The 19,900-nt window shown below is 49.6% G+C and carries 18 protein-coding genes and 1 pseudogene; 2 read left to right on the top strand and 17 right to left on the bottom strand.

Features of this window, described 5'->3' with window-relative positions; genetic code table 11:
* Nucleotides 1-9 precede the first annotated feature (9 nt).
* From BCOA_RS31065 to BCOA_RS31030, 8 genes and pseudogenes are all read right to left on the bottom strand, one after another.
* The gene (locus BCOA_RS31065; protein ID WP_014097896.1) at nucleotides 10-660 is read right to left on the bottom strand and encodes an efflux RND transporter periplasmic adaptor subunit; all 651 of its coding nucleotides are present in this window, start codon (nucleotides 658-660) and stop codon (nucleotides 10-12) included.
* 7 nt (nucleotides 661-667) lie between these two features.
* Nucleotides 668-1,108, bottom strand: coding sequence for a MarR family winged helix-turn-helix transcriptional regulator (locus BCOA_RS31060; RefSeq protein WP_014097895.1), 441 nt, complete (start codon nucleotides 1,106-1,108; stop codon nucleotides 668-670).
* 246 nt (nucleotides 1,109-1,354) lie between these two features.
* Nucleotides 1,355-1,795, bottom strand: a complete 441-nt coding sequence (gene dtd / locus BCOA_RS31055; protein ID WP_014097894.1) for a D-aminoacyl-tRNA deacylase — start codon at nucleotides 1,793-1,795, stop codon at nucleotides 1,355-1,357.
* A gap of 13 nt (nucleotides 1,796-1,808) precedes the next feature.
* On the bottom strand, nucleotides 1,809-3,998 hold the full coding sequence (locus BCOA_RS31050; protein ID WP_014097893.1) for a RelA/SpoT family protein: 2,190 nt from the start codon (nucleotides 3,996-3,998) through the stop codon (nucleotides 1,809-1,811).
* 221 nt (nucleotides 3,999-4,219) lie between these two features.
* Nucleotides 4,220-4,741 (bottom strand): adenine phosphoribosyltransferase, encoded by a 522-nt coding sequence (locus tag BCOA_RS31045; RefSeq protein WP_014097892.1) that lies wholly within the window; start codon nucleotides 4,739-4,741, stop codon nucleotides 4,220-4,222.
* Nucleotides 4,732-7,095, bottom strand: coding sequence for a single-stranded-DNA-specific exonuclease RecJ (recJ, locus tag BCOA_RS31040; protein WP_014097891.1), 2,364 nt, complete (start codon nucleotides 7,093-7,095; stop codon nucleotides 4,732-4,734). Before recJ ends, BCOA_RS31045 begins: the two co-directional genes overlap by 10 nt.
* Before the next feature lie 88 nt (nucleotides 7,096-7,183).
* Nucleotides 7,184-9,449 (bottom strand): annotated as a pseudogene (gene secDF / locus BCOA_RS31035) (protein translocase subunit SecDF).
* 145 nt (nucleotides 9,450-9,594) lie between these two features.
* Complete coding sequence (locus BCOA_RS31030; protein WP_014097888.1) at nucleotides 9,595-9,915, bottom strand: post-transcriptional regulator; 321 nt, start codon at nucleotides 9,913-9,915, stop codon at nucleotides 9,595-9,597.
* A 103-nt stretch (nucleotides 9,916-10,018) separates the two neighbouring features.
* Between BCOA_RS31030 and spoVB the strand changes: the two genes are divergently transcribed.
* A complete protein-coding gene (gene spoVB / locus BCOA_RS31025; RefSeq protein ID WP_014097887.1) occupies nucleotides 10,019-11,563 on the top strand; it encodes a stage V sporulation protein B in 1,545 nt (514 codons plus the stop codon).
* Between the two features lie 33 nt (nucleotides 11,564-11,596).
* Here the strand turns inward: spoVB and BCOA_RS31020 are convergent, their stop codons facing one another.
* Nucleotides 11,597-12,250 carry a DUF421 domain-containing protein gene (locus BCOA_RS31020; RefSeq protein WP_014097886.1) on the bottom strand — a complete coding sequence of 218 codons (654 nt, stop codon included), beginning with the start codon at nucleotides 12,248-12,250 and terminating at the stop codon, nucleotides 11,597-11,599.
* Between the two features lie 146 nt (nucleotides 12,251-12,396).
* Between BCOA_RS31020 and BCOA_RS31015 the strand changes: the two genes are divergently transcribed.
* Nucleotides 12,397-12,792 (top strand): TIGR04086 family membrane protein, encoded by a 396-nt coding sequence (locus BCOA_RS31015; RefSeq protein WP_014097885.1) that lies wholly within the window; start codon nucleotides 12,397-12,399, stop codon nucleotides 12,790-12,792.
* 30 nt (nucleotides 12,793-12,822) lie between these two features.
* Here BCOA_RS31015 and yajC read toward each other — a convergent pair whose 3' ends face one another.
* From yajC to BCOA_RS30965, 8 genes are all read right to left on the bottom strand, one after another.
* Nucleotides 12,823-13,158 carry a preprotein translocase subunit YajC gene (gene yajC, locus BCOA_RS31010; protein WP_014097884.1) on the bottom strand — a complete coding sequence of 112 codons (336 nt, stop codon included), beginning with the start codon at nucleotides 13,156-13,158 and terminating at the stop codon, nucleotides 12,823-12,825.
* A 29-nt stretch (nucleotides 13,159-13,187) separates the two neighbouring features.
* Nucleotides 13,188-14,327 carry a tRNA guanosine(34) transglycosylase Tgt gene (gene tgt, locus BCOA_RS31005; protein WP_014097883.1) on the bottom strand — a complete coding sequence of 380 codons (1,140 nt, stop codon included), beginning with the start codon at nucleotides 14,325-14,327 and terminating at the stop codon, nucleotides 13,188-13,190.
* A gap of 17 nt (nucleotides 14,328-14,344) precedes the next feature.
* Nucleotides 14,345-15,373 (bottom strand): tRNA preQ1(34) S-adenosylmethionine ribosyltransferase-isomerase QueA, encoded by a 1,029-nt coding sequence (gene queA / locus BCOA_RS31000; protein ID WP_014097882.1) that lies wholly within the window; start codon nucleotides 15,371-15,373, stop codon nucleotides 14,345-14,347.
* A 35-nt stretch (nucleotides 15,374-15,408) separates the two neighbouring features.
* Entirely contained in the window at nucleotides 15,409-15,615 is a 207-nt protein-coding gene (locus BCOA_RS30995) for a DUF2905 domain-containing protein (RefSeq protein ID WP_014097881.1), read from the bottom strand.
* On the bottom strand, nucleotides 15,612-16,610 hold the full coding sequence (gene ruvB / locus BCOA_RS30990) for a Holliday junction branch migration DNA helicase RuvB (RefSeq protein ID WP_014097880.1): 999 nt from the start codon (nucleotides 16,608-16,610) through the stop codon (nucleotides 15,612-15,614). The genes BCOA_RS30995 and ruvB overlap by 4 nt, the downstream gene beginning before the upstream one ends.
* A gap of 16 nt (nucleotides 16,611-16,626) precedes the next feature.
* On the bottom strand, nucleotides 16,627-17,229 hold the full coding sequence (ruvA, locus tag BCOA_RS30985; protein ID WP_014097879.1) for a Holliday junction branch migration protein RuvA: 603 nt from the start codon (nucleotides 17,227-17,229) through the stop codon (nucleotides 16,627-16,629).
* Nucleotides 17,230-17,727: 498 nt separating this feature from the next.
* Nucleotides 17,728-18,447: a YebC/PmpR family DNA-binding transcriptional regulator gene (locus BCOA_RS30970; protein ID WP_014097878.1), complete on the bottom strand. Its 720-nt coding sequence runs from the start codon at nucleotides 18,445-18,447 to the stop codon at nucleotides 17,728-17,730.
* Between the two features lie 112 nt (nucleotides 18,448-18,559).
* Nucleotides 18,560-19,528 (bottom strand): aminoglycoside phosphotransferase family protein, encoded by a 969-nt coding sequence (locus BCOA_RS30965; protein WP_014097877.1) that lies wholly within the window; start codon nucleotides 19,526-19,528, stop codon nucleotides 18,560-18,562.
* Nucleotides 19,529-19,900: the final 372 nt, after the last annotated feature.

Here is a 19,900-nt window from a genome sequence, read left to right as displayed (position 1 = left end):
CGGATTCACCTACTTATGAATGCGCACAGTCACGTTCATGCCCGGAACCAGGTCCAGCCCGCCATAGCTGTCAAGTTTGACTTTAACAGGAATGACCTGTGTTTCTTTCGTATAATTGCCTGAGCTTCTGTCTGTCGGCATAAGAGAGAACGTGCTGGCAGCCGCTTTTCCGATTGAATCGACGGTTCCTGTCAGTTTGGTGTTCGGATAGGCATCCACATACACGTCAACGTCCTGGCCGGTTTTCACGTCATTAAGATCTGTTTCTTTTACTTCAGCAGTGACATACAAGTCGTCCAAATCATAGCTTTGTGCAAGTGTTGTACCGGCTGCCACATACGTATTCGCAACCGCGGAATTTTTTACGATCGTGCCGTCTGCCGGCGCTTTAATATCCATTTTCACCGTATTGGCGCCGTTTTGTACTTCAACGGTACCGACTTTATCCCCTTTGGTAAATGCCTTGCCTTCCTTACCGTCCCATGAAACGAGTTTGCCGGTTGCAGGGGAAGCGATGGTGACCGACTGGCCGTCAATATAGGCGTTATCGGTTGTGACATAGCTGACCGAGCGGTTGTAAAAATAATATCCGGTAAAACCGCCACCAACGAGAATAACAAGAATAATAATATTGATCAAAATCATCCGTCTTGCGCTCATAAAAAGTTTACTCCTCCTCAGATGTTAAAATTTCCAGCATTTCGTTGTGGAGCCTTAACAGATTTTCCAACTCCGCTCCGTAACGTTCTGTGATCAGGTACATTTTTTGTTTCAGTACTGTATTGCCGCCCATAAACGCTTTGAGCCTGCTTTTCCCCTTTTCGGTCAGACAGAGGACAACGGCTCTCCGGTCATCCTTGGATGATACCCTGTTGACAAATTCCTGCTGGACAAGCCGGTCAACAATGCCGCTGACTGTGCTGTTCGTTAAATAGAGGCTTTCCGCCAGCTCATTTAATCGCATATTGGGATGAAGCGCGATGGCTTTTAGCGCAAACATTTGCATCGCGGTCAAGCCATGCTGTTCCGCCTCTTTTTCGGCCAAACGTAAAATGGCTTTATTCAGCCTGAAAAGCGATTGTAACAATTCATATGAACCGTTCTCCATGTATCCCCCTTCCTTTAGCCCTTAAATGATTCTTTGCGAAATAATTCGCATCCGAATGATTAACGCTATCTATCTTTGCATATCCAAAGTTCAATTGTCAACTATATTACACTAAAACTTTTTTGGAAACGTTTTTGCTTTTCAAAAAGAAAAAACCCCGAATGATCAGGGTTTTGGCTGCTTATTTGCTTTCCAAAAGGAGGCTGTTTGTCGTAAATCCAACGCCATGATGCTCACTTCGGCTGTTTATTGACTTTCCAAAATGAGCGTAACCGGCCCGTCATTTGTCAGCCGGACATCCATCATCTCCCCGAATCTGCCGGTTTCGACATGGACACCCTTTTCTTCCAGCTTCTGATTAAACAGATGGTAAAGCTGTTCTGCCTGTCCGGGCTTTGCCGCCGCCATAAAATTCGGGCGCCGCCCTTTCCGGCAATCGCCGTACAAAGTAAACTGGGAAACCGACAAGATTTCCCCTCCGGTATCCAAAAGCGACAAATTCATTTTTCCCTGTTCATCTTCAAACACACGGAGATGGACGATTTTTTCGGCGAGATAGACTACATCTTTTTCGGTATCTTCGTGCGTTACGCCGACGAGGAGGACAAAGCCTTTTGTAATGCTTCCTGCCACTTCCCCGCCAACAGTGACGCACGCTTCCTTACTGCGCTGCAAAACAACCCGCATTTTTCTGACTCCTTTAACTCATGATCCTTCTGACTGAATAAATATCCGGAATATGTTTAATTCTTTCCACGACTCGGTGCAAATGGCTAATGTTCTGAATGGAAATCGACATGATAATCGTGGCCATTTTGTTGCGGTCACTGCGCCCGCTGACGGCCGAAATATTCGTTTTCGTTTCATTGACCACCTGCAGAACTTCATTGAGCAGGCCGCGGCGGTCGTATCCGGTAATCTCAATGTCGACATTATACTCTTTCCGGTCGGCCGCATCCGTCTCCCATTCGACCGGAATGAGCCGGCTTTGCGCCTCTTCGTTCTGCACGTTCGGACAGTCAGCGCGGTGGACGGAAACGCCTCTGCCTTTTGTTATAAAACCGACAATTTCATCGCCCGGCACTGGATTGCAACATTTCGAAAGGCGGATCAGCAAATTGTCGACGCCCTTCACGGTTACGCCTGCATCCTTTTTCCGGTGCTTTGCGGCCGGTTTCTGCTCGGAGACAATCTCCTTAATCGCTTCTTCGGAGTCCCGCTGCTTCCGCCATTTTTCTGTCAGCCGGTTGGCGATTTGGCTTGCGGTAATCCCGTTGTACCCGACAGCAGCATACATATCGTCTTCATTGGCAAAATTAAATTTTTCGGCAACTCGTTTGATATTGTCGGCGGTCATCACTTCTTTTACGTCGAATTCCATCGCCCGGATTTCTTTTTCCACCATTTCGCGGCCTTTTTCAATATTTTCTTCTTTCCGCTGGCGTTTGAAAAACTGGCGGATTTTGTTTTTCGCCTGCGATGTCTGGGCAAGGTTCACCCAGTCGAGGCTCGGCCCGTATGAGTGTTTTGAAGTGAGAATTTCGACAATATCGCCAGTTTTTAACTGGTAATCGAGCGTCACCATTTTGCCGTTGACTTTCGCGCCGATTGTCTTGTTGCCGATTTCCGAGTGGATCCGGTAGGCAAAATCAATCGGGACGGACCCGGACGGCAGTTCAATGACGTCCCCCTTTGGCGTAAAGACAAACACCATATCGGAAAACAGGTCGATTTTCAGTGATTCCATGAATTCTTCCGCATTATTGGTGTCATTTTGAAATTCGAGAATTTCGCGGAACCATGACAATTTTTTCTCAAAAGACGTTTTCTCATTGACCGTTTTGCCTTCTTTATATGCCCAGTGTGCAGCAACCCCGTATTCGGCAATGCGGTGCATTTCAAACGTCCGGATCTGCACTTCAAGCGGTTCGCCTTTTGGCCCGATCACCGTCGTATGGAGCGACTGGTACATGTTCGGCTTTGGCATCGCAATATAGTCTTTAAACCGGCCCGGCATCGGTTTCCAGCATGTATGGATGACACCGAGCACGGCATAGCAGTCTTTGATGCTTTTGACAATAATCCTTACGGCAAGCAAGTCATAAATTTCGTTAAATTGCTTATGCTGCTGGACCATTTTCCGGTAAATCGAGTAAATATGCTTCGGTCTGCCAGAAATTTCCGATTTGATATGGATATCCGCAAGCCGTTCCTTCACTTCTTCAATGACATTTTGCAGGTACTGTTCACGCTCGGCGCGCTTCCGCTTCATCAAATTCACAATCCGGTAATATTGCTGGGGATTTAAATAACGGAGCGAGGTGTCCTCAAGCTCCCATTTGATGGCGGAAATGCCGAGGCGGTGGGCGAGCGGCGCAAAAATTTCGAGCGTTTCATTCGCGATCCGCCGCTGCTTTTCGGGGGGAAGATGTTTCAATGTACGCATATTGTGCAGCCGGTCCGCGAGTTTGATCAAAATGACGCGGATATCCTGCGCCATCGCGACAAACATTTTCCGGTGGTTTTCCGCCTGCTGCTCTTCATGCGATTTATACTTAATTTTCCCGAGTTTCGTCACCCCGTCAACAAGCATCGCCACTTCATCGTTAAATTCTTCACGAAGCTCGTCAAGTGTCACATCTGTATCTTCCACAACGTCATGCAGAAAACCTGCTGCAACCGTTGAAGGATCCATCTCCAAATCCGCCAGTATCCCGGCAACCTGAATCGGGTGAATGATATACGGCTCCCCCGATTTGCGCTTCTGGCCTTCATGCGCTTTACTGGCGAACGCACAGGCATGCCGCACCATTTCAACATGTTCGTCGTTTAAATATTGTTTTGTCCTGTCAATGACGTCCTCGGCGGTCATTATTCGGTCATTCGCCATAAAAAAATCACCTTTAAACTGGAATATATGAATTGATGATTGCAATATCATATTGACATTATTATCATGAAAAAAAAGAAGATTGTAAAGTAAATGACACAGAATGGAAGAAATTTGGCGAAAACAGCCGGTTTTTCCCAGTACGGACAAAACCGGCCCGTCATTTCATCCGGATGAAGGATAAATAAAGAAACCGACAATTTTGCCGATTTCCTTACAATTTATTCATTCTCGTATTCCATCAGGGTGAGGATATCATAGCCCTTCAGTTTATCGCGCCCGTGCAAATAATTCAATTCAATTAAAAAAGCAAGGCCGGCTACAACCCCGCCCAGTTCTTCAACGAGCCGGACGGTTGCTTCCATCGTGCCGCCTGTTGCCAAAAGATCGTCCGTAACCAAAACGCGCTGGCCCGGCCTGATCGCATCTTTATGGATCGTGAGCACCGCTTTTCCGTATTCGAGATCATATTCCGCACGGATCGTTTCCCGCGGCAGTTTGCCTTCTTTGCGGACCGGGGCAAAGCCGACGCCAAGTTCGTATGCGACCGGGCAGCCGATAATAAAGCCGCGCGCCTCAGGGCCGACTACGAGATCAATCTGTTTGTCTTTCGCATACTGGACGATCTGGTCCGTCGCATATTTAAACGCATCCCCGTTATTCATCAAAGGCGTCACATCCTTAAACATCACGCCTTTTTTGGGCCAGTCCGGGACGAGTGCAATATATTGTTTTAAATCCATTTTGCTGTTTCCTCCTCATACTGTACAGCAGGCTTGATCATTTGGTCAAACCACATCTTCAGCTCCTGGAAAGATGAGTACAGCAGGTCCTTTTCCATTTGATATTGTGCTAGTTTTTTTTGATACGTAAGAGATTCCTTTAAATCGCGTTTTTGTTTGGCTGCTTTCAGGGAAATAAATCCATCCTTTATTGTAACAAAATCAAGTTCAAAAAACACCTGCGAAATAAAATCGATGGTATTTCTCGACCAGCCGCGATAAGCCGCCAGCTCATCCCCGTGCTGCTTTAGGTTGAACGTTTTCCTTTTTGCAAGAAAAGCGTAAAACCATTTAAAATGTTCGCGTGTCGGGAACATGCTGAAAAAGTGGTTCCCGGCATGGTAAAAATACGCATAAATCCTGGCCGGCGAACCGCCCTCAAGCAGTGCCGCCATCATCCGCGGGCCTTTCGGAAGATCCAGAAACACAATGTTTTTATTTGAAGGATCAAATGCCCTTGCCTCTTCCATTGTCGCAACCGACACAAGGCGGACGGAAAAATCCGGCAGCGGCAGGTTCCGCAATGTTTCTTTTTGAAAAACAACAAAAGCCTGGTCTTCTTCCGGGACGTACCGTGCCCATTGCTTTAAAGGCCTGTTGCCCCTGAAATCAAACAATTGCCAGTTTGTGATTTTGATATCCTTCACCATCATTTGCGGCTTGCGGATATTGTTCCATTCATTGATGGACAGCTCCCCGACAACCGATATGCAGGCAGAAGGAGAAATATGCGGGGCAAGATGCCCGAGCCCGAAGCCGATCCCATCGAGCGTTGTGCCGTTTTTAGAAAGCGTCAATTTCAAATGTTTCCCGTCTGCGCCGATCGCCCGGATTTGCGGGCATTCGGCCCCGTCCAGCAACAGAAGCGGCTTCGGATTCGCCGTGCCAAACGGCGAGAGCAATGCCATTTCGCGGATCGCTTCCATCCCCGCTTCTTCTATGGAAATTTCAGCGCTGATGTTCGTAACCGGCACAAACATCTCATCCGGCAATGCCGCGGCCTGTTCGTTCAGCCGGCGCCGCAGTTCCTCCACATCGGATAAAGAAAGCGTCATCCCCGCCGCCATCGGATGCCCGCCAAAATGCGGCAAAATATCCCTGCATTTCGATAATTCGTTAAACATATGGAAGCCGTCAATGCTGCGCGCCGATCCTTTTGCCAGCCCTGTTTCCGGGTCAAAGCTGAGCACAATCGCAGGCCGGTAAAAGCGTTCTGTAAGGCGCGAGGCGGCAATGCCGATTACGCCGGCATTCCAGCCTTCTTTCCCGACAACAAGGACACGCGCCCCCTTTTCCACTTCTTCTTCCACCAGTTCGATTGCTTCATTTGTCATGTCGTTTACGATTTTTTGCCGTTCTTTATTGAGCCCGTCAATCGTTTCAGCGAGCATCCCGGCTTCTTCTGTGTCTTCGGTCATTAGCAGTTCCGCTGCCGGTGCCGCATGCTGCAGGCGCCCGGCTGCATTTAAGCGGGGGGCGAGCACAAAGCCGATGGTTTCTTCATTGATCTCTTCCTGGCGGATATCCGCACACCGGCACAGCGCCACAAGCCCCGCCCGCTTTGTCGTTCTCAACCGTTTGATGCCGTTTATGGCAATCAGCCGGTTTTCGTCCAGAAGCGGCACAAGATCCGCGACCGTCCCGATAGCGGCCAAATCTTCAAGCTGTTCCGGCACTTTGCCGTACAGCGCATGGGCGACTTTAAAAGCGACGCCTGCGCCCGACAGTTCCCGGAACGGGTATGTACTTTCCGGATGCTTCGGATGGACGATGGCAAAGGCTTCCGGCAATACCGGCCCAGGTTCGTGATGGTCCGTAATAATGAGCGTGATCCCGAGTTCGCGGGCCACTTCCGCTTCGTGGACAGCGGCAATACCGGTATCAACGGTAATGATTAGCTGAAAACCCTCTTCAGCCGCCCGGCGGAAAGCCGCTTCATTTGGCCCATACCCTTCTTTAAACCGGTCCGGGATATAAAATTCAGCATGGGCGCCAAGATCGTTTAAAGCGGCCATCATGATGGCAGTACTCGTTACGCCGTCCGCATCGTAATCGCCGAAGACGAGAACCGGTTCTTCTTTTTTAATCGCTTCGCGGATGCGGGCCGCTGCTTTTTCCATATCATGCAGCAAAAACGGATCATAATACGCTAGCCCTTCATGGAATAAAAAAGACCGCGCTTCTTCAACATCCGTTATGCCGCGGTTTACAAGCAATTTTGAAACAAGTGGCGAAACGTTCAATTGTTGCGAGATCGTTGCGGCTGCTTTTGGTTCCATTTCCGGCACCCGCCATCTTGTTCTTGACTGCAGCATATCTCCACCTCTTTCACAATACTTTATTATAACGTTTCGGCGGAAAACTGTCATTACAAAAAATGCAGGCATTTCGCCTGCATTTTTCTTATACTTGCGGTTCATCCGCGCGGGTACGCCGCGCTTTTTGAATGACGATGGCGCCATGTTTTTTCAGCTGCCGTTTTTTCAGTACAAACCAGATTTGTGCGGCAATGAAAATAGACGAGTATGTTCCGGTAATCAACCCGACAATCAGCGCGATCGAGAAATTGCGGATCGATTCACTGCCGAAAATGGCCAGGGCCACGGACGTCATCAGCACGGTCAAAACGGTATTGACCGACCGGGCCAGTGTCTGGCGGATCCCGGCGTTGACAATATCATGAATTTCCTTCGCGGTTTTAATTTTCCGCCGCCGGTTTAAATTGTCGCGGATCCGGTCGAATGTGACAATCGAGTCGTTGATGGAATAACCGACAATCGTCAGGACCGCCGCAATGAATGTGACATCGACCTCAAGCCTTGTGATGCTGAAAAAGGCGATCATGAAAAAGGCGTCATGGAAGAGTGCGACGATGGAGGCAACCCCCATTCTCCATTCAAACCGGAAGGCCACGTAAATAATGATGCCGACTGCCGCCAACAGCAAAGAATACACGGCGCTTAAGGCCAACTCTTTCCCGACTGTCGGCGAAACGGAGCTGATGCTCGGGCTCTTCCCGTATTTTTCTGTAAAATACTGGTTGATTTGCGTGCTCTTCTCTTTATCGCTGAACGAGCCTTTCACCCGGATCACGGCATGATGCCGGTTGGTCCCCTGCATCACAATATCTTCTGATTTCAAATGCAGATGGTCAAGGTCGCGCTGAATCTCCTGCTGGCTGAGTGCTTGATTTGAACTGACTTCAATGCGCGTCCCGCTCGAAAAATCAATGCTCAAATTCAATTTGAAAATAGACAGGAGAATAAACCCGCCAATGATCAGCACAGCTGAAATCGTAAAGAAAATGTTGCGGTGCTTGACAAAGTCGTACCAGTCAAATTTCGTTTTCAAATCATGCGTATCAATGTTTTCAGCAATATTGTGGATCGCCGATTTTTTCACGCCGAACCAGTGCGGCCGCTTTTTCAGGAAATTGCTGTTCACCCAGAGGCCGAGCAGCCATCTCGAGCCGTAAACCGCCGTCAGGAAGCTGAGCAGAATACTGATAATCAAAGTTGTTGCAAAGCCTCTGATCGAGCTTGTCCCGAAATAAAAGAGGATGACCGCCGCAAGAATCGTCGTTAAGTTGGAATCAAAAATGGCCACGAACGATGACTTGTTCCCTGCCCGGAACGCGGATTTCACGCTTTTTCCGACGCGCAGTTCCTCTTTAATCCGCTCGTAGGTAATAATATTGGCATCGACCGCCATCCCGACCCCGAGAACAAGCGCAGCAATCCCGGGAAGCGTCAGAACCGCGCCCATTAAACGGTAAATGAGCAAAATCAGGAAAATGTAAACGGACAGCGTAATACATGCGATAAAACCAGGAAAACGGTAGTAGCCGATCATAAAGAGAAAAATGGCTGCAACGCCGATAATCCCGGCAAGAATCGTGTCATGCAGCGCTTCCTGTCCGAAAGATGCGCCGACAGAGGTCGAATAGATTTCGTGCAGCTTCACCGGAAGCGCTCCTGCATTCAAGAGGTCTGCAAGATTGGACGCTTCTTTTACCGTAAAGTTCCCGGTAATTTCAACCTGGTCTGTGTTTAAAACAGAATTCACACTCGGATTGGACAAAAATTTTGGATTCTTCTTCGCCACTTCTTTTTTATAGGAATCGCCCTTTTGAAAGTCCATCCAGATGACAAGCTGGTTATTCGGTGCCATCGCCAGAATTTTTTTCGTGACGTCGGCAAACTTTTTCCGGCTCTTTAACTGCAGGACAACATCCGGTTTGCCGTTCTGGTCAAATGACTGTTTCGCTTTTCCCTGCACAAGGTCTGTCCCGTCCATCATCACTTTGTCATTGACGTCACGGAATGTCAGATTGGCAGTTGTCGAAAGCATCTTTCTCGCTTCGTTCTGGTCTTTCACGCCGGCAAGCTGGACGCGGATCCGGTTATTGCCTTCGACCGAGATCTGCGGTTCGCTGACGCCAAGCGCATTGATCCGCCGGTCCAATGCGGCAGCCGTATCCGCAAGCGCGGCTTTATCGATCTTCTGCCCTTTTTTGGCCGGTTCCACTTTGTAAAGCACTTCAAACCCGCCCCGTAAATCAAGGCCAAGGTTAATTTTTTTTGACAATTTTATCCGTCGTTCCCCCTATTAATCCCGCAAACAGCAGGACAATGAGAAAGAAGGCAACGATGCGGCTCCTTTTCACCATTATGTACAGCCTCCTAGCGAATCAAAACATATCACATGCCAAAAAATACATGCGCCCGTGAATCATTTCTATTATGATGCAGGGCAAAAAGCGTGTCAATTTTTCTTATTATTCCGCATGCAGCCGTTTTTGCTTATTTGCCCGCTTATTCTTCCGTCTTGTCCCCGTTAAAAAGCGCATCCAGCTCCTTTTCGTCCAGCTCGGCAAACCAGTTTGGCGAACGGTAAGCTTCCACGGTTTTAAAACTCATCAAATCGCCGGGCTTAACCGATAAAACGTCGGAAACAAGCGCATACATACGGACATGCGCCGGATCCGGATTTTTCCACACTTTCCGGATTAAATATTTCCAGACATCCCTCGCTTCAATCGCGCCGTAGCCAAAGACGGCCAGTTCTTCCGCCTTGCTTTTTACGGCAGGTTCAAGTTTTTTATAGTATTTTTCATAAGGATGGCGGTCCTTCACACGCTCTGCCCCTTTCCTTAGGCATTGATGTATTCTTGTCCATTACCGTGCATATACATCATTGTATAGGAAAATTGCGGATTTGAGAAGGCAGGTTAACAGAATGTCCAAGTTTTTAAGGGGAACGATTATATTGCTCGCCGCAGGCTTTGTAACAAGGGTGCTTGGTTTTATCAACCGGATTGTCATTGCCCGGTCGCTCGGGGAAACGGGTGTCGGGCTCCATCAGATGGCTTTTCCGACCTTAATGCTCGTCATTACGGTAACCCAGCTCGGACTGCCGGTCGCGATCTCGAAATGCATTGCCGAAGCAGACGCGGTCGGGGACAGGGCGAAAATTAAAAAAATTCTTGTCATCTCCCTAACGGTTACCATTTCGCTGTCGGCCGTTTTTACGCCCGGGCTGATTTTACTCGCGCCGTATCTGGCTGATCATTTATTCACAGATCCGCGCGTCTATTACCCGCTTGCCGCCATCACGCCGATTATCCCGATTGTGGCGGTTTCCGCTGTATTGCGCGGCTATTTCCAGGGGAAGCAAAACATGAAGCCTTATGCCGTCTCGCAGGTCATCGAGCAAAGTGTGCGGATTATGCTGATCGCATTTTTTGCCAATTTGCTTCTGCCGTACGGGATTGAATATGCGGCAGCAGGGGTGATGTTTGCATCGATATTGGGAGAACTGTCATCCCTTCTTTATATGTTTACGATGTTTAAACTGAAAAAGCAGATTCGCGTCCGCAAACATTTTTTCAAAGCCGTAAAATCGGCGAAAGATACGTTTTACGAACTGATGCGCGTGGCGGTTCCGACCGTCTGGAGCCGGCTGATCGGCAATCTCTCCTGGTTCCTCGAGCCGATTGTCGTCTCCCACTGCCTTGCTCTTGCCGGTGTCGCTTCACATCTTGCGACAAAACAGTACGGTTCTTTAACCGGCTTTGCGATGCCGCTGTTGATGCTCCCGTCTTTTGTCACGGTTTCCTTGTCAACCGCCCTTGTGCCCGCAATCAGCGAAGCAAATTCCCGGAAAAATGCCAGACTTGTTGAACACAGGCTCCAGCAGGCATTGCGTTTTTCCCTTTTAACCGGCGGCATTTCGGTTGTCATCCTGTATGTCTTTGCAGAACCGCTCATGCAGGCGATGTACGGGACGGCAAACGGGTCACAGTTTATCAAAATCATGGCGCCATTTTTTATTTTCCAGGCATGCCAGGCGCCGCTCCAGGCCGCACTGCAGGCAATGGATCTGGCAAAAGCGGCGATGATCAACAGCATCATCGGAGCCGTCGTGAAACTGGGCACCATTTTTGTCCTTGCTTCCCGCCCGGAGTTCGGGATCAACGGCGCCGCGATCGGCATCATGGCGGGAATGGTGCTTGTAACATTTCTTCATTTTGCAACCGTTTTGAAAAAAATCCAGTTTACCCTGTATGTCCATGACTGGGCCAAGCTTCTGGCCGTTTCGGTCGTTTCCGGCGCGGTCGGGCACTGGTGGTTCACCGGTATGATGGCACAAGACGCATCTTTCCTGCGGCTTTTAGCGGGCATTTGTTTGACCGTGGCCGTCTATACGCTGCTGCTTATAATGACAAAATTGATCCGCCGGTCCGATCTCATGTATATTCCGATCCTCAAAAAATGGTTATAAAAAAGCAATAGGCCCTGCATGTTCCGGCCGGGCTTATTGCACATCATCCAGATCAATATAAAACGCGCCATCCTGATAACTGCAAAACGAAATCCGGGCGATATCCCCGTACCCTCTTTTTTGCAGCTCGCTGCGCAGCCACGCTTCGGTTTTGTTGCTTTTCTTTAAATTGCTTTGCTGGATCTTCCCTCCGACAATGAGCGGTTCCGTATAGGATGCCGGTTTGTTTTTATTTTTGTTTTTTTTCACCACCGACAGCTGCCCGGAAGTTTCCAAAATCGCAAATTCCACATCCGCAATATTATCAATATCTTTTGAACGGAGCTGCATTAAAAGGTCGTCAAAATTGTAACGCTGCCTGCGCATTTCCTTTTCATCGATTTTTCCTTTATTGATGAGAATGCTCGGCTTGCCGTCAATCAGTTTGCGGATCCGGCTGCTGCGGAGCGAGAAAAGTGCCAGCGCGATTTGGATGCCGAGCAGGACAACCATTGGCAAAAGGGTATTTACAACGGGCTCACTGTGATTTTCAATGGCGACGACCGCCATTTCCCCGATCATGATGAACACAACAAGATCCAAAACGTTTAGTTCGCCAATCTCCCTTTTTCCCATTAACCGGAAAATAACAAGAATGGCAACATACATGAGCAGTGTCCGAAAAAAAATAATCAATAAATTTTCCAACGCCAATCCCCCCGTTCGGTCAAGGTCAAAATCATGTTTAGTATGCTCAGCCTGCGAAAAAACTTTCTAAAAATCTTTTGCCCGGTTCTTTTTGCTGTTTCCAGGCATATGCTTGTACTGAGGAAAAAGCTTGTCAAAGGGGGAGAATGAAAATCGGAGCGCAAAAATACAGTATCGGCCTTGTTTACGGGCTGGGCGTCATTTTTGTCCTGCTTGCCATATCAAGCCTCGTGATTTCACTGATTCTGCGGTTTTCGGATATGACGGAGCATGCTTTGCATACGGCGGTCACGATGATTTCTTTTTTCAGTTTATTTCTCGGGGGGCTCGTCGGCGGCGGAAAAGGAAAAAAGAAAGGGTGGCTCCTCGGCAGTTTGACGGGGATCCTCTACACAGCGATTGTTTTTCTCGTCCAGTACCTTGGTTATGATGAACTCTTTACGGTGAAACAAGCCATTTACCATGCTTGCTATATTGTTGTCGCCGCAATGGGGGGCATTTTAGGGGTCAACCTCTTCTCAGGAAGGTCACGGGAATCCTGAAAAAAAGCGCCGCATTACACGGCGCTTTTTTTATTTCGTTTCTCCGGCATTTTTTTCTGCCACTGTTTTGTCTGCTTTCTGGCTTTCGACTTTTGCTTTTTTCGCTGCAACGGATTCCGTTACTTCACGGATCGCCGAGCGGTCAAACGTCAGCCGCGTGCCGTTATCGCATCTTAAGACGACTTTATTTTCATCAATCGAATCCACGGTTGCATGCAAGCCGCCGATGGTGACAATTTTGTCCCCTTTCGCCAGATTGCTCTGCATCTGCTGGATGTTTTTCTGCCTCTTTTGCTGTGGCCTGATGAGCAGGAAATAAAACAGGACAAACAGAATCACCAAAGGCAGTAACTGAGCCCACGCCATCTGAATCCTCCCTTCTTTAGTTGCTTGTATTAGAAATTTTTTGCATCCGGACGGTTAAATCCGTATTGCTCAAAAAATTCTTCCCTGAAATCAAGCAGCCGGTCTTCGCGGATCGCCTGCCTTACATTTTCCATTAATTTTAACAAAAAATATAAATTATGGTAAGTGGTCAGACGAATTCCGAAAGTTTCGCCACATTTAATCAAATGCCGGATGTAAGCGCGTGAATAGTGCCGACATGTATAACAGTTGCAATGCTCATCTAGCGGGCGGAAATCGCGGGCGTACTGCGCGTTTTTGACAACGAGCCGGCCGGCTGATGTCATCACCGTGCCGTTTCTTGCAATCCGGGTTGGCAGCACGCAGTCAAACATGTCAATGCCGCGGATGGCGCCGTCAATCAAAGAATCGGGCGAACCGACCCCCATCAAGTAACGCGGCTTGTCCGCCGGAAGCAGCGGTGTTGTAAATTCGAGCATCCGGTTCATCACGTCCTTCGGCTCGCCAACGGACAGGCCGCCGATCGCATAGCCCGGAAACCCAAGCGAAACAAGGGCATTTGCGCTTTCAAGCCGCAAATCTTCATACGCTCCGCCCTGTACGATCCCGAATAATCCTTGCACATCCGGACGCCGATGCGCACGAAGACAGCGTTCCGCCCAGCGCGATGTCCTTTCCACCGACTGCTTCATATATTCATAAGAAGCAGGGTACGGCGGGCACTCATCGAATGCCATCATGATATCAGAACCAAGTGCATTCTGGATTTCCATTGATTTTTCCGGCGACAAAAACAGCTTGTCCCCGTTTAAATGGTTCCGAAAATGGACGCCCTCTTCCGTAATATCACGGATCTTGCTCAGGCTGAAGACCTGGAATCCGCCCGAATCGGTCAGGATCGCCTGGTCCCAGTTCATAAATTTGTGCAGCCCGCCTGCTTCTTTAACAATATCATGCCCGGGGCGCAGCCACAAATGATATGTATTGCTCAAAATGGTGCCGGCCCCCATTGTTTTTAATTCTTCCGGCGACATCGTCTTCACCGTGGCGAGCGTTCCGACCGGCATGAACATTGGGGTATCATAGGTGCCATGCGGCGTATGGAGTTTTCCAAGGCGGGCGCCCGTATGCTTTTCCGTTTTGATCAGTTCATAAGTAATGGCAGCCAAGTGATGCGCTCCTTCCACTATTTAATCAGCATCGCATCCCCGAAACTGAAGAAACGGTATTTTTCTTTTACCGCCGTCTCGTAGGCATGCAAAATATTTTCCCTTCCCGCCAATGCGCTTACCATCATAATAAGCGTCGACTTCGGCAGGTGGAAATTGGTGATCAGGGCATCAATTGCTTTATATTGATAGCCCGGATAAATGAAAATATCCGTCCAACCGCTTGAGGCGACGATTTTTCCGTCATGGGCGCTTGCCACCGTTTCAAGTGTGCGGGTGGAGGTGGTGCCAACAGAGACCACACGGCCGCCGTTTTCTTTTACTTCCGTAATCGTGCGGGCCGCTTCTTCTGATACCTGATAAAATTCCGCATGCATATCGTGGTTTTCAATATTTTCCTCATTGACGGGGCGGAAAGTGCCAAGGCCGACATGGAGCGTAATATAGACAATTTTCACGCCCATTGCCTCAATTTCTTTCAATAACGCTTCCGTAAAATGGAGCCCGGCAGTCGGCGCTGCGGCAGAACCCGGCTCTTTTGCATACACCGTCTGATAGCGGTCCTGGTCCTCGAGTTGTTCTTTAATATAGGGTGGCAGCGGCATTTTTCCGAGTTCATTCAGCACTTCGTAAAAAATTCCTTCGTACTGGAAATCCATTACCCGGCCGCCATGGTCCAGCTCCTCCGCACAAACGGCGGAAAGCTGCCCGTCGCCGAACCGGACAACCGTCCCTGTTTTCACACGTTTTGCCGGTTTGACAAGCGTTTCCCAGCGGTCTCCTTCGAGCTGTTTTAAAAGCAGCACTTCAATTTTTGCGCCTGTTTCGTCTTTTATGCCGAAAAGCCTTGCCGGCAGCACTTTTGTGTTGTTTAAGACAAGGCAGTCCCCCGGGCGCAAGTATTGTGTAATGTTTTTAAATACGCTGTGTTCAATTTCTCCTGTTTTTTTATCCAGTACCATCAGCCGACTGTCCGAACGATTTTTTAAAGGCGTTTGGGCAATCAGTTCTTCCGGCAGTTCATAATCAAATAAATCGAGTTTCATTGTTGTTTCCCCTTCATTTTGAATCCCATTTGCGGTTATTTGAACCGTCCAATGATATATAATAACACACTTAAGATCACGCTTAAAAGGATCGATGTTGCGATTGGAAAATAAAAGGTTGTGTTCCCTTTTTTAATGAGGATATCGCCCGGCAGCCGGCCGATTTTCGTAAACTGCATCAACAGGCCGATAGCAAAAAGAATCACGGCGATCGTCATCAGCACTTTTCCAAATCCGCTCATTCCGGTACCTCCATATGAAAATGTGCGTAGCAAAGCGGGGTCGCTACCCTGCCGCGCGGCGTGCGCTGCAAAAAGCCAATTTGCAGCAAATACGGCTCATATACATCTTCAATCGTTTCCCTTTCTTCCCCGATGCTGGCCGCAATCGTGTCGAGCCCGACAGGACCGCCCCGGAAGCGCTCTATGATCGCTTTTAACAGCTTATGATCAATATGGTCAAGCCCGCGTTTGTCAACTTGCAAAAGTTCAAGGGCATAATTGGCGATCTCAAGGGTGACCTTTCCGTCTCCTTTGACCTGGGCAAAGTCGCGCACCCTTCTTAACAGCCGGTTCGCAATCCGCGGCGTGCCCCGCGAACGCCTTGCAATTTCCGCTGCCCCCTCAGGCTCAATCGCCGTCTCGAGGATGCCGGCTGTCCGCAGCACAATTTCCGCCAGTTGCGCTTCGTTATAATATTCGAGCCGGCTGATCACCCCGAACCGGTCGCGCAGCGGTGCTGAAACCGAACCGGCCCTCGTCGTCGCCCCGATCAAGGTAAACGGGGGCAGGTCAAGGCGGATGGAGCGGGCACCCGATCCTTTGCCGATCACGATATCAAGGCAAAAGTCTTCCATTGCCGGGTACAGCACTTCTTCAATCGCTTTCGGCAGGCGGTGGATTTCGTCAATAAACAGCACTTCCCCCGGCTCAAGCGCGGTTAACACGCTGGCAAGATCGCCCGGCCGCTCGATGGCAGGCCCTGAAGTCGTCCGGATGTTCGCGCCCATTTCGTTTGCGATCACGGTGGCAAGCGTCGTTTTGCCAAGCCCCGGCGGACCATAAAGCAGCACGTGGTCAAGTGTTTCGCGCCGCCCTTTCGCCGCTTCAATAAACACGGCTAAATTATGCTTCACTTCATCCTGGCCGATATATTGCGCAAGGGTTTGCGGCCTGAGGCTCATTTCAAAGGAAACTTCCTGTTCATTTGCCTCGCCGGAAACTACGCGGTCTTCCATGCTCTCCCCTCCTCCATTATTTTACCATTGCTTTTAAAGCGAGTTTAATATATTCATCCGCAGAAAGCACTTCTTCCGGAAGTTCTGGCACCACTTTCGCGATTTCTTTTTCCGAATAGCCGAGCGCCGCCAAAGCGAGCATCGCTTCTTCGAGGTTTTGGTTGGTGGATGCAGGCACCGCTTTTTCCACGCCTGCCTCGTCCGGCATCTCCGGCACGAGGCCTTGCAGCTTTCCTTTCAGATCAAGAATCATCTGCCTTGCCGTTTTTTTGCCGACACCGGGGAATTTGACAAGGAAAGATTCATTTTCATTCTCAATGGCGTCAACGACCTGCTGTGGCTGCCCGTACGCAAGAATGGCAAGCGCCCCTTTTGGCCCGATGCCGGAAACATTGAGCAGCTTTTGAAACAGCGCCCGTTCTTCCGCCGTTTCAAAACCGTAAAGCGCGATCAGATCTTCGCGCACATGCTGGTATGTAAAAATTTTTCGTTCTTGTCCGATGCTTTTTGAAAAAATATACGGGTTCGGCGCCAGCAGCCGGTAGCCGATCCCCCCGTTTTCCACGACAATGTAATCCGGGCTCACGGAATCAATGATGCCTTTAATATATTCGTACAACCTTCCCACACGCTCCTCAAAAACTTGCTATCCCATATTGTACCACAGAATGCAACCGTTTTGGGAACGAATGTCCGGTCCCGCCTTTTTTTCCGGCCGGATGATTCCTAAGGCTGGGCGCTTTTCCTGTTTCCATGGCGGAAAAAACGCCTGCAACCGGAGACAGATCCGTGTCCGTGTGGCTTACCGGGCTCACTTTTTTTCGAATGCCCGCTGCCTCTTAACGCCCTTCCAGGATTTCCAGTCGAAACCATCGTCCGGGTTTTAACGGCACGATTCTTTAGCCACAGTGCAGCCGGTTTAAAAACGGCATGGTCCCTTTTCCGCAGTGCGCCGGTCTAAAACAGCATGGTCCTCTCTCGTAGTGCGCCGGTTTAAAAACAGCAAGGGCCCTCTCCACAGTGTAGCCGGTTGGATACAGGGCTAACCGGCTTTGCTGCAAAAAAGTCACTTTCCGCACCCGGCCGGAACCGGGTGCGGAAAGTGACTGGGACATTATCATTCGGCGTTATGGTAAACTTCCTGGACATCGTCATCGTCTTCCAGCCTGTCCAGCAATCGCTCCATCTTTTCTTTTTGCGCTTCATCCAAAGCAATTGTGTTTTGCGGCACCATGGTAATTTCTGCCCGGGCAAACGTAAAGCCTTTTTCCTCGAGGTTCTTCTTCACATCCATGAATTGCTCCGGATCTGTATAAATTTCAAACACTTCATCGCTCGTTTCCATTTCCTCGGCGCCTGCTTCAATCGCGGCAAGCAGCATTCCGTCTTCATCTATCTCGAGCCCTTCCCGCTCAATGACAAGATAGCCTTTGCGGTCAAACAGGAAAGACACGCATCCGTTTTCGCCGAGATTTCCGCCGTTGCGCGAAAACGCAACACGGACATTGGAAGCGGTCCGGTTTTTATTATCGGTTAAAGCCGTGACCATGACGGCAACGCCGCCCGGCCCGTACCCTTCATATGTGATTTCCTCGTAATGTTCGGCGTTTTGGCTGCCGCTTGCTTTCTCGATGGCGCGTTTAATATTGTCATTCGGCATATTGGCGGCCTTTGCCTTTTCAATGACCAGGCGGAGGCTTGAGTTCGCTTCCGGGTCAGGGCCGTTTTTCGCCGCTACATAAATTTCCTTTGCCAGTTTTTGAAAGATTTTTCCGCGCTTTGCATCTTGCGCATTTTTTCTGCCTTGAATATTTTTCCATTTGGAATGGCCGGACATGGCCATCACTCCTTTCTGACAGCGCTGATACAGTCCCCTATTACTATACCATAACTCGCCCGAAAGGAGGATGAAAAGCATTATGCTGGCCGTAAGCGTCCAGGTTTTTCCGTTATGCTTGCAAACGCCTTTTTACTTCTTTTTGAAAGCGGGCGCGTTCCCCGAATTGCCCGATGGAAAGCAGGGAAAGATGCGGCCAGTACTGCTCTTTTTCTTTTTTGCCGCTTCCAACAAACCGGTTCCACTCTCTTAAAACATCCGTCGGGTAAAGGAGCGCCTCAAGAAAAGTTTCCCTGTCCGGCGCACCGTCCAGCATTCCCCACTTTTCAAGAGCAGCAAGCGACCATGAAGCAGCGGGCAAAACCCGGTTGCAAAACTGGAGATCATCGGTCCAGGCCGGGGCAAGGCGGGCAAGGTCAAAATCAATCAAATACAGTTCCCCGTTTTTCGCACGCAAAAAATTATGGTGGGCAACATCACCGTGCGTGATGCAATACGGCGGACGGTGAAGCAAATGCTGTTTTTTCTCAAGCCGGTTTAACGCCTCGGCTGCCCATCTTTCGTACGCGGCAAAATACGTTTCCGGCAAATACCGGACAATTTGTTCTTTGTTTTCCAGAAATGTCCGGTACCGCGCCTGCCATTTTCTCAGCTGGAAAAAGCGCGGAAATTCCATTTTTACGGCTTGCGGAAAGTGCGCGGTCTTTTCGTGATACTGTTTTAACAGGCGGAAAGCGGCGTGGATGTCTGCTTCCGTCCCGAAGGTAAAACCGGCCGGGTCTTCTTCAATGTATGCCATAAACCCAAAAGCTTTGCCTTGAAAGGGGCTGTCGTTGTCATCTTCCAGAAAACGGCAAGTTTGGGTGAAACCGCTTTTCCGCAGTTCCGATGTAAGCAGCATTTGCCGTTTAAGGCGCGTATCGGAACCATATTGCTTCATGATCACTTTCTTTGTCTTTGTTCCGATAAGCCATACCCGGTCACGCAACCTGCGCCAGTCAACAATCGGTTCCTGCAGTCTGTTTTCCGCATAAAGAAGGAGACGTTTGGTTTCGTCTCCCTCTTGTCTCCGGCCGCCCATTATTTTTCTTCTTCGCCGGAAGGATCCCGTTTTTCCTGCGGCTGGTCCGTTTTTTCGCCCCGGTCATATCCGAACGGGGCCTGCATCCCGTACGGTTCCTGCATGCCGTATGGTGGTTGCGACATCCCGTATGGCGGTTGCGGCATGCCACCAAATGGTTCCTGCATGCCGTACGGTTGCGGCGCCATCCCGTACGGTTCCTGCACGCCGCCGTAAGGTTGCTCCTGGCACCCGCATGGCTGCTGGTGCGGCGGATACGGGGCGTACTGCGGCATCGTTTGCGGCGGCATGTACTGCGGCATATAGGCGGAGCTTTCTGAAGCAGCGCCGTATAAAGGAGCCTGCTGCGCTCCCCATTGCGGCGCGGCGGCA

This window comes from Heyndrickxia coagulans 36D1, assembly GCF_000169195.2.
In the GTDB taxonomy this organism is placed as follows: Bacteria; Bacillota; Bacilli; order Bacillales; family Bacillaceae_C; genus Weizmannia; species Weizmannia faecalis.
The sequence above is the reverse complement of the archived record's forward strand: the minus strand, read 5'-3'. Positions and strand labels throughout refer to the sequence as shown.

What these genes read in the sequence shown, in the direction of transcription:
- BCOA_RS31065 (WP_014097896.1), bottom strand. Translation starts at nt 660, where the DNA reads ATGAGCGCAAGACGGATGATTTTGATCAATATTATTATTCTTGTTATT.
- BCOA_RS31060 (WP_014097895.1), bottom strand. Translation starts at nt 1,108, where the DNA reads ATGGAGAACGGTTCATATGAATTGTTACAATCGCTTTTCAGGCTGAAT.
- dtd (WP_014097894.1), bottom strand. Translation starts at nt 1,795, where the DNA reads ATGCGGGTTGTTTTGCAGCGCAGTAAGGAAGCGTGCGTCACTGTTGGC.
- BCOA_RS31050 (WP_014097893.1), bottom strand. Translation starts at nt 3,998, where the DNA reads ATGGCGAATGACCGAATAATGACCGCCGAGGACGTCATTGACAGGACA.
- BCOA_RS31045 (WP_014097892.1), bottom strand. Translation starts at nt 4,741, where the DNA reads ATGGATTTAAAACAATATATTGCACTCGTCCCGGACTGGCCCAAAAAA.
- recJ (WP_014097891.1), bottom strand. Translation starts at nt 7,095, where the DNA reads ATGCTGCAGTCAAGAACAAGATGGCGGGTGCCGGAAATGGAACCAAAA.
- spoVB (WP_014097887.1), top strand. Translation starts at nt 10,019, where the DNA reads ATGTCCAAGTTTTTAAGGGGAACGATTATATTGCTCGCCGCAGGCTTT.
- BCOA_RS31015 (WP_014097885.1), top strand. Translation starts at nt 12,397, where the DNA reads ATGAAAATCGGAGCGCAAAAATACAGTATCGGCCTTGTTTACGGGCTG.
- yajC (WP_014097884.1), bottom strand. Translation starts at nt 13,158, where the DNA reads ATGGCGTGGGCTCAGTTACTGCCTTTGGTGATTCTGTTTGTCCTGTTT.
- queA (WP_014097882.1), bottom strand. Translation starts at nt 15,373, where the DNA reads ATGAAACTCGATTTATTTGATTATGAACTGCCGGAAGAACTGATTGCC.
- BCOA_RS30995 (WP_014097881.1), bottom strand. Translation starts at nt 15,615, where the DNA reads ATGAGCGGATTTGGAAAAGTGCTGATGACGATCGCCGTGATTCTTTTT.
- ruvB (WP_014097880.1), bottom strand. Translation starts at nt 16,610, where the DNA reads ATGGAAGACCGCGTAGTTTCCGGCGAGGCAAATGAACAGGAAGTTTCC.
- BCOA_RS30970 (WP_014097878.1), bottom strand. Translation starts at nt 18,447, where the DNA reads ATGTCCGGCCATTCCAAATGGAAAAATATTCAAGGCAGAAAAAATGCG.
- BCOA_RS30965 (WP_014097877.1), bottom strand. Translation starts at nt 19,528, where the DNA reads ATGGGCGGCCGGAGACAAGAGGGAGACGAAACCAAACGTCTCCTTCTT.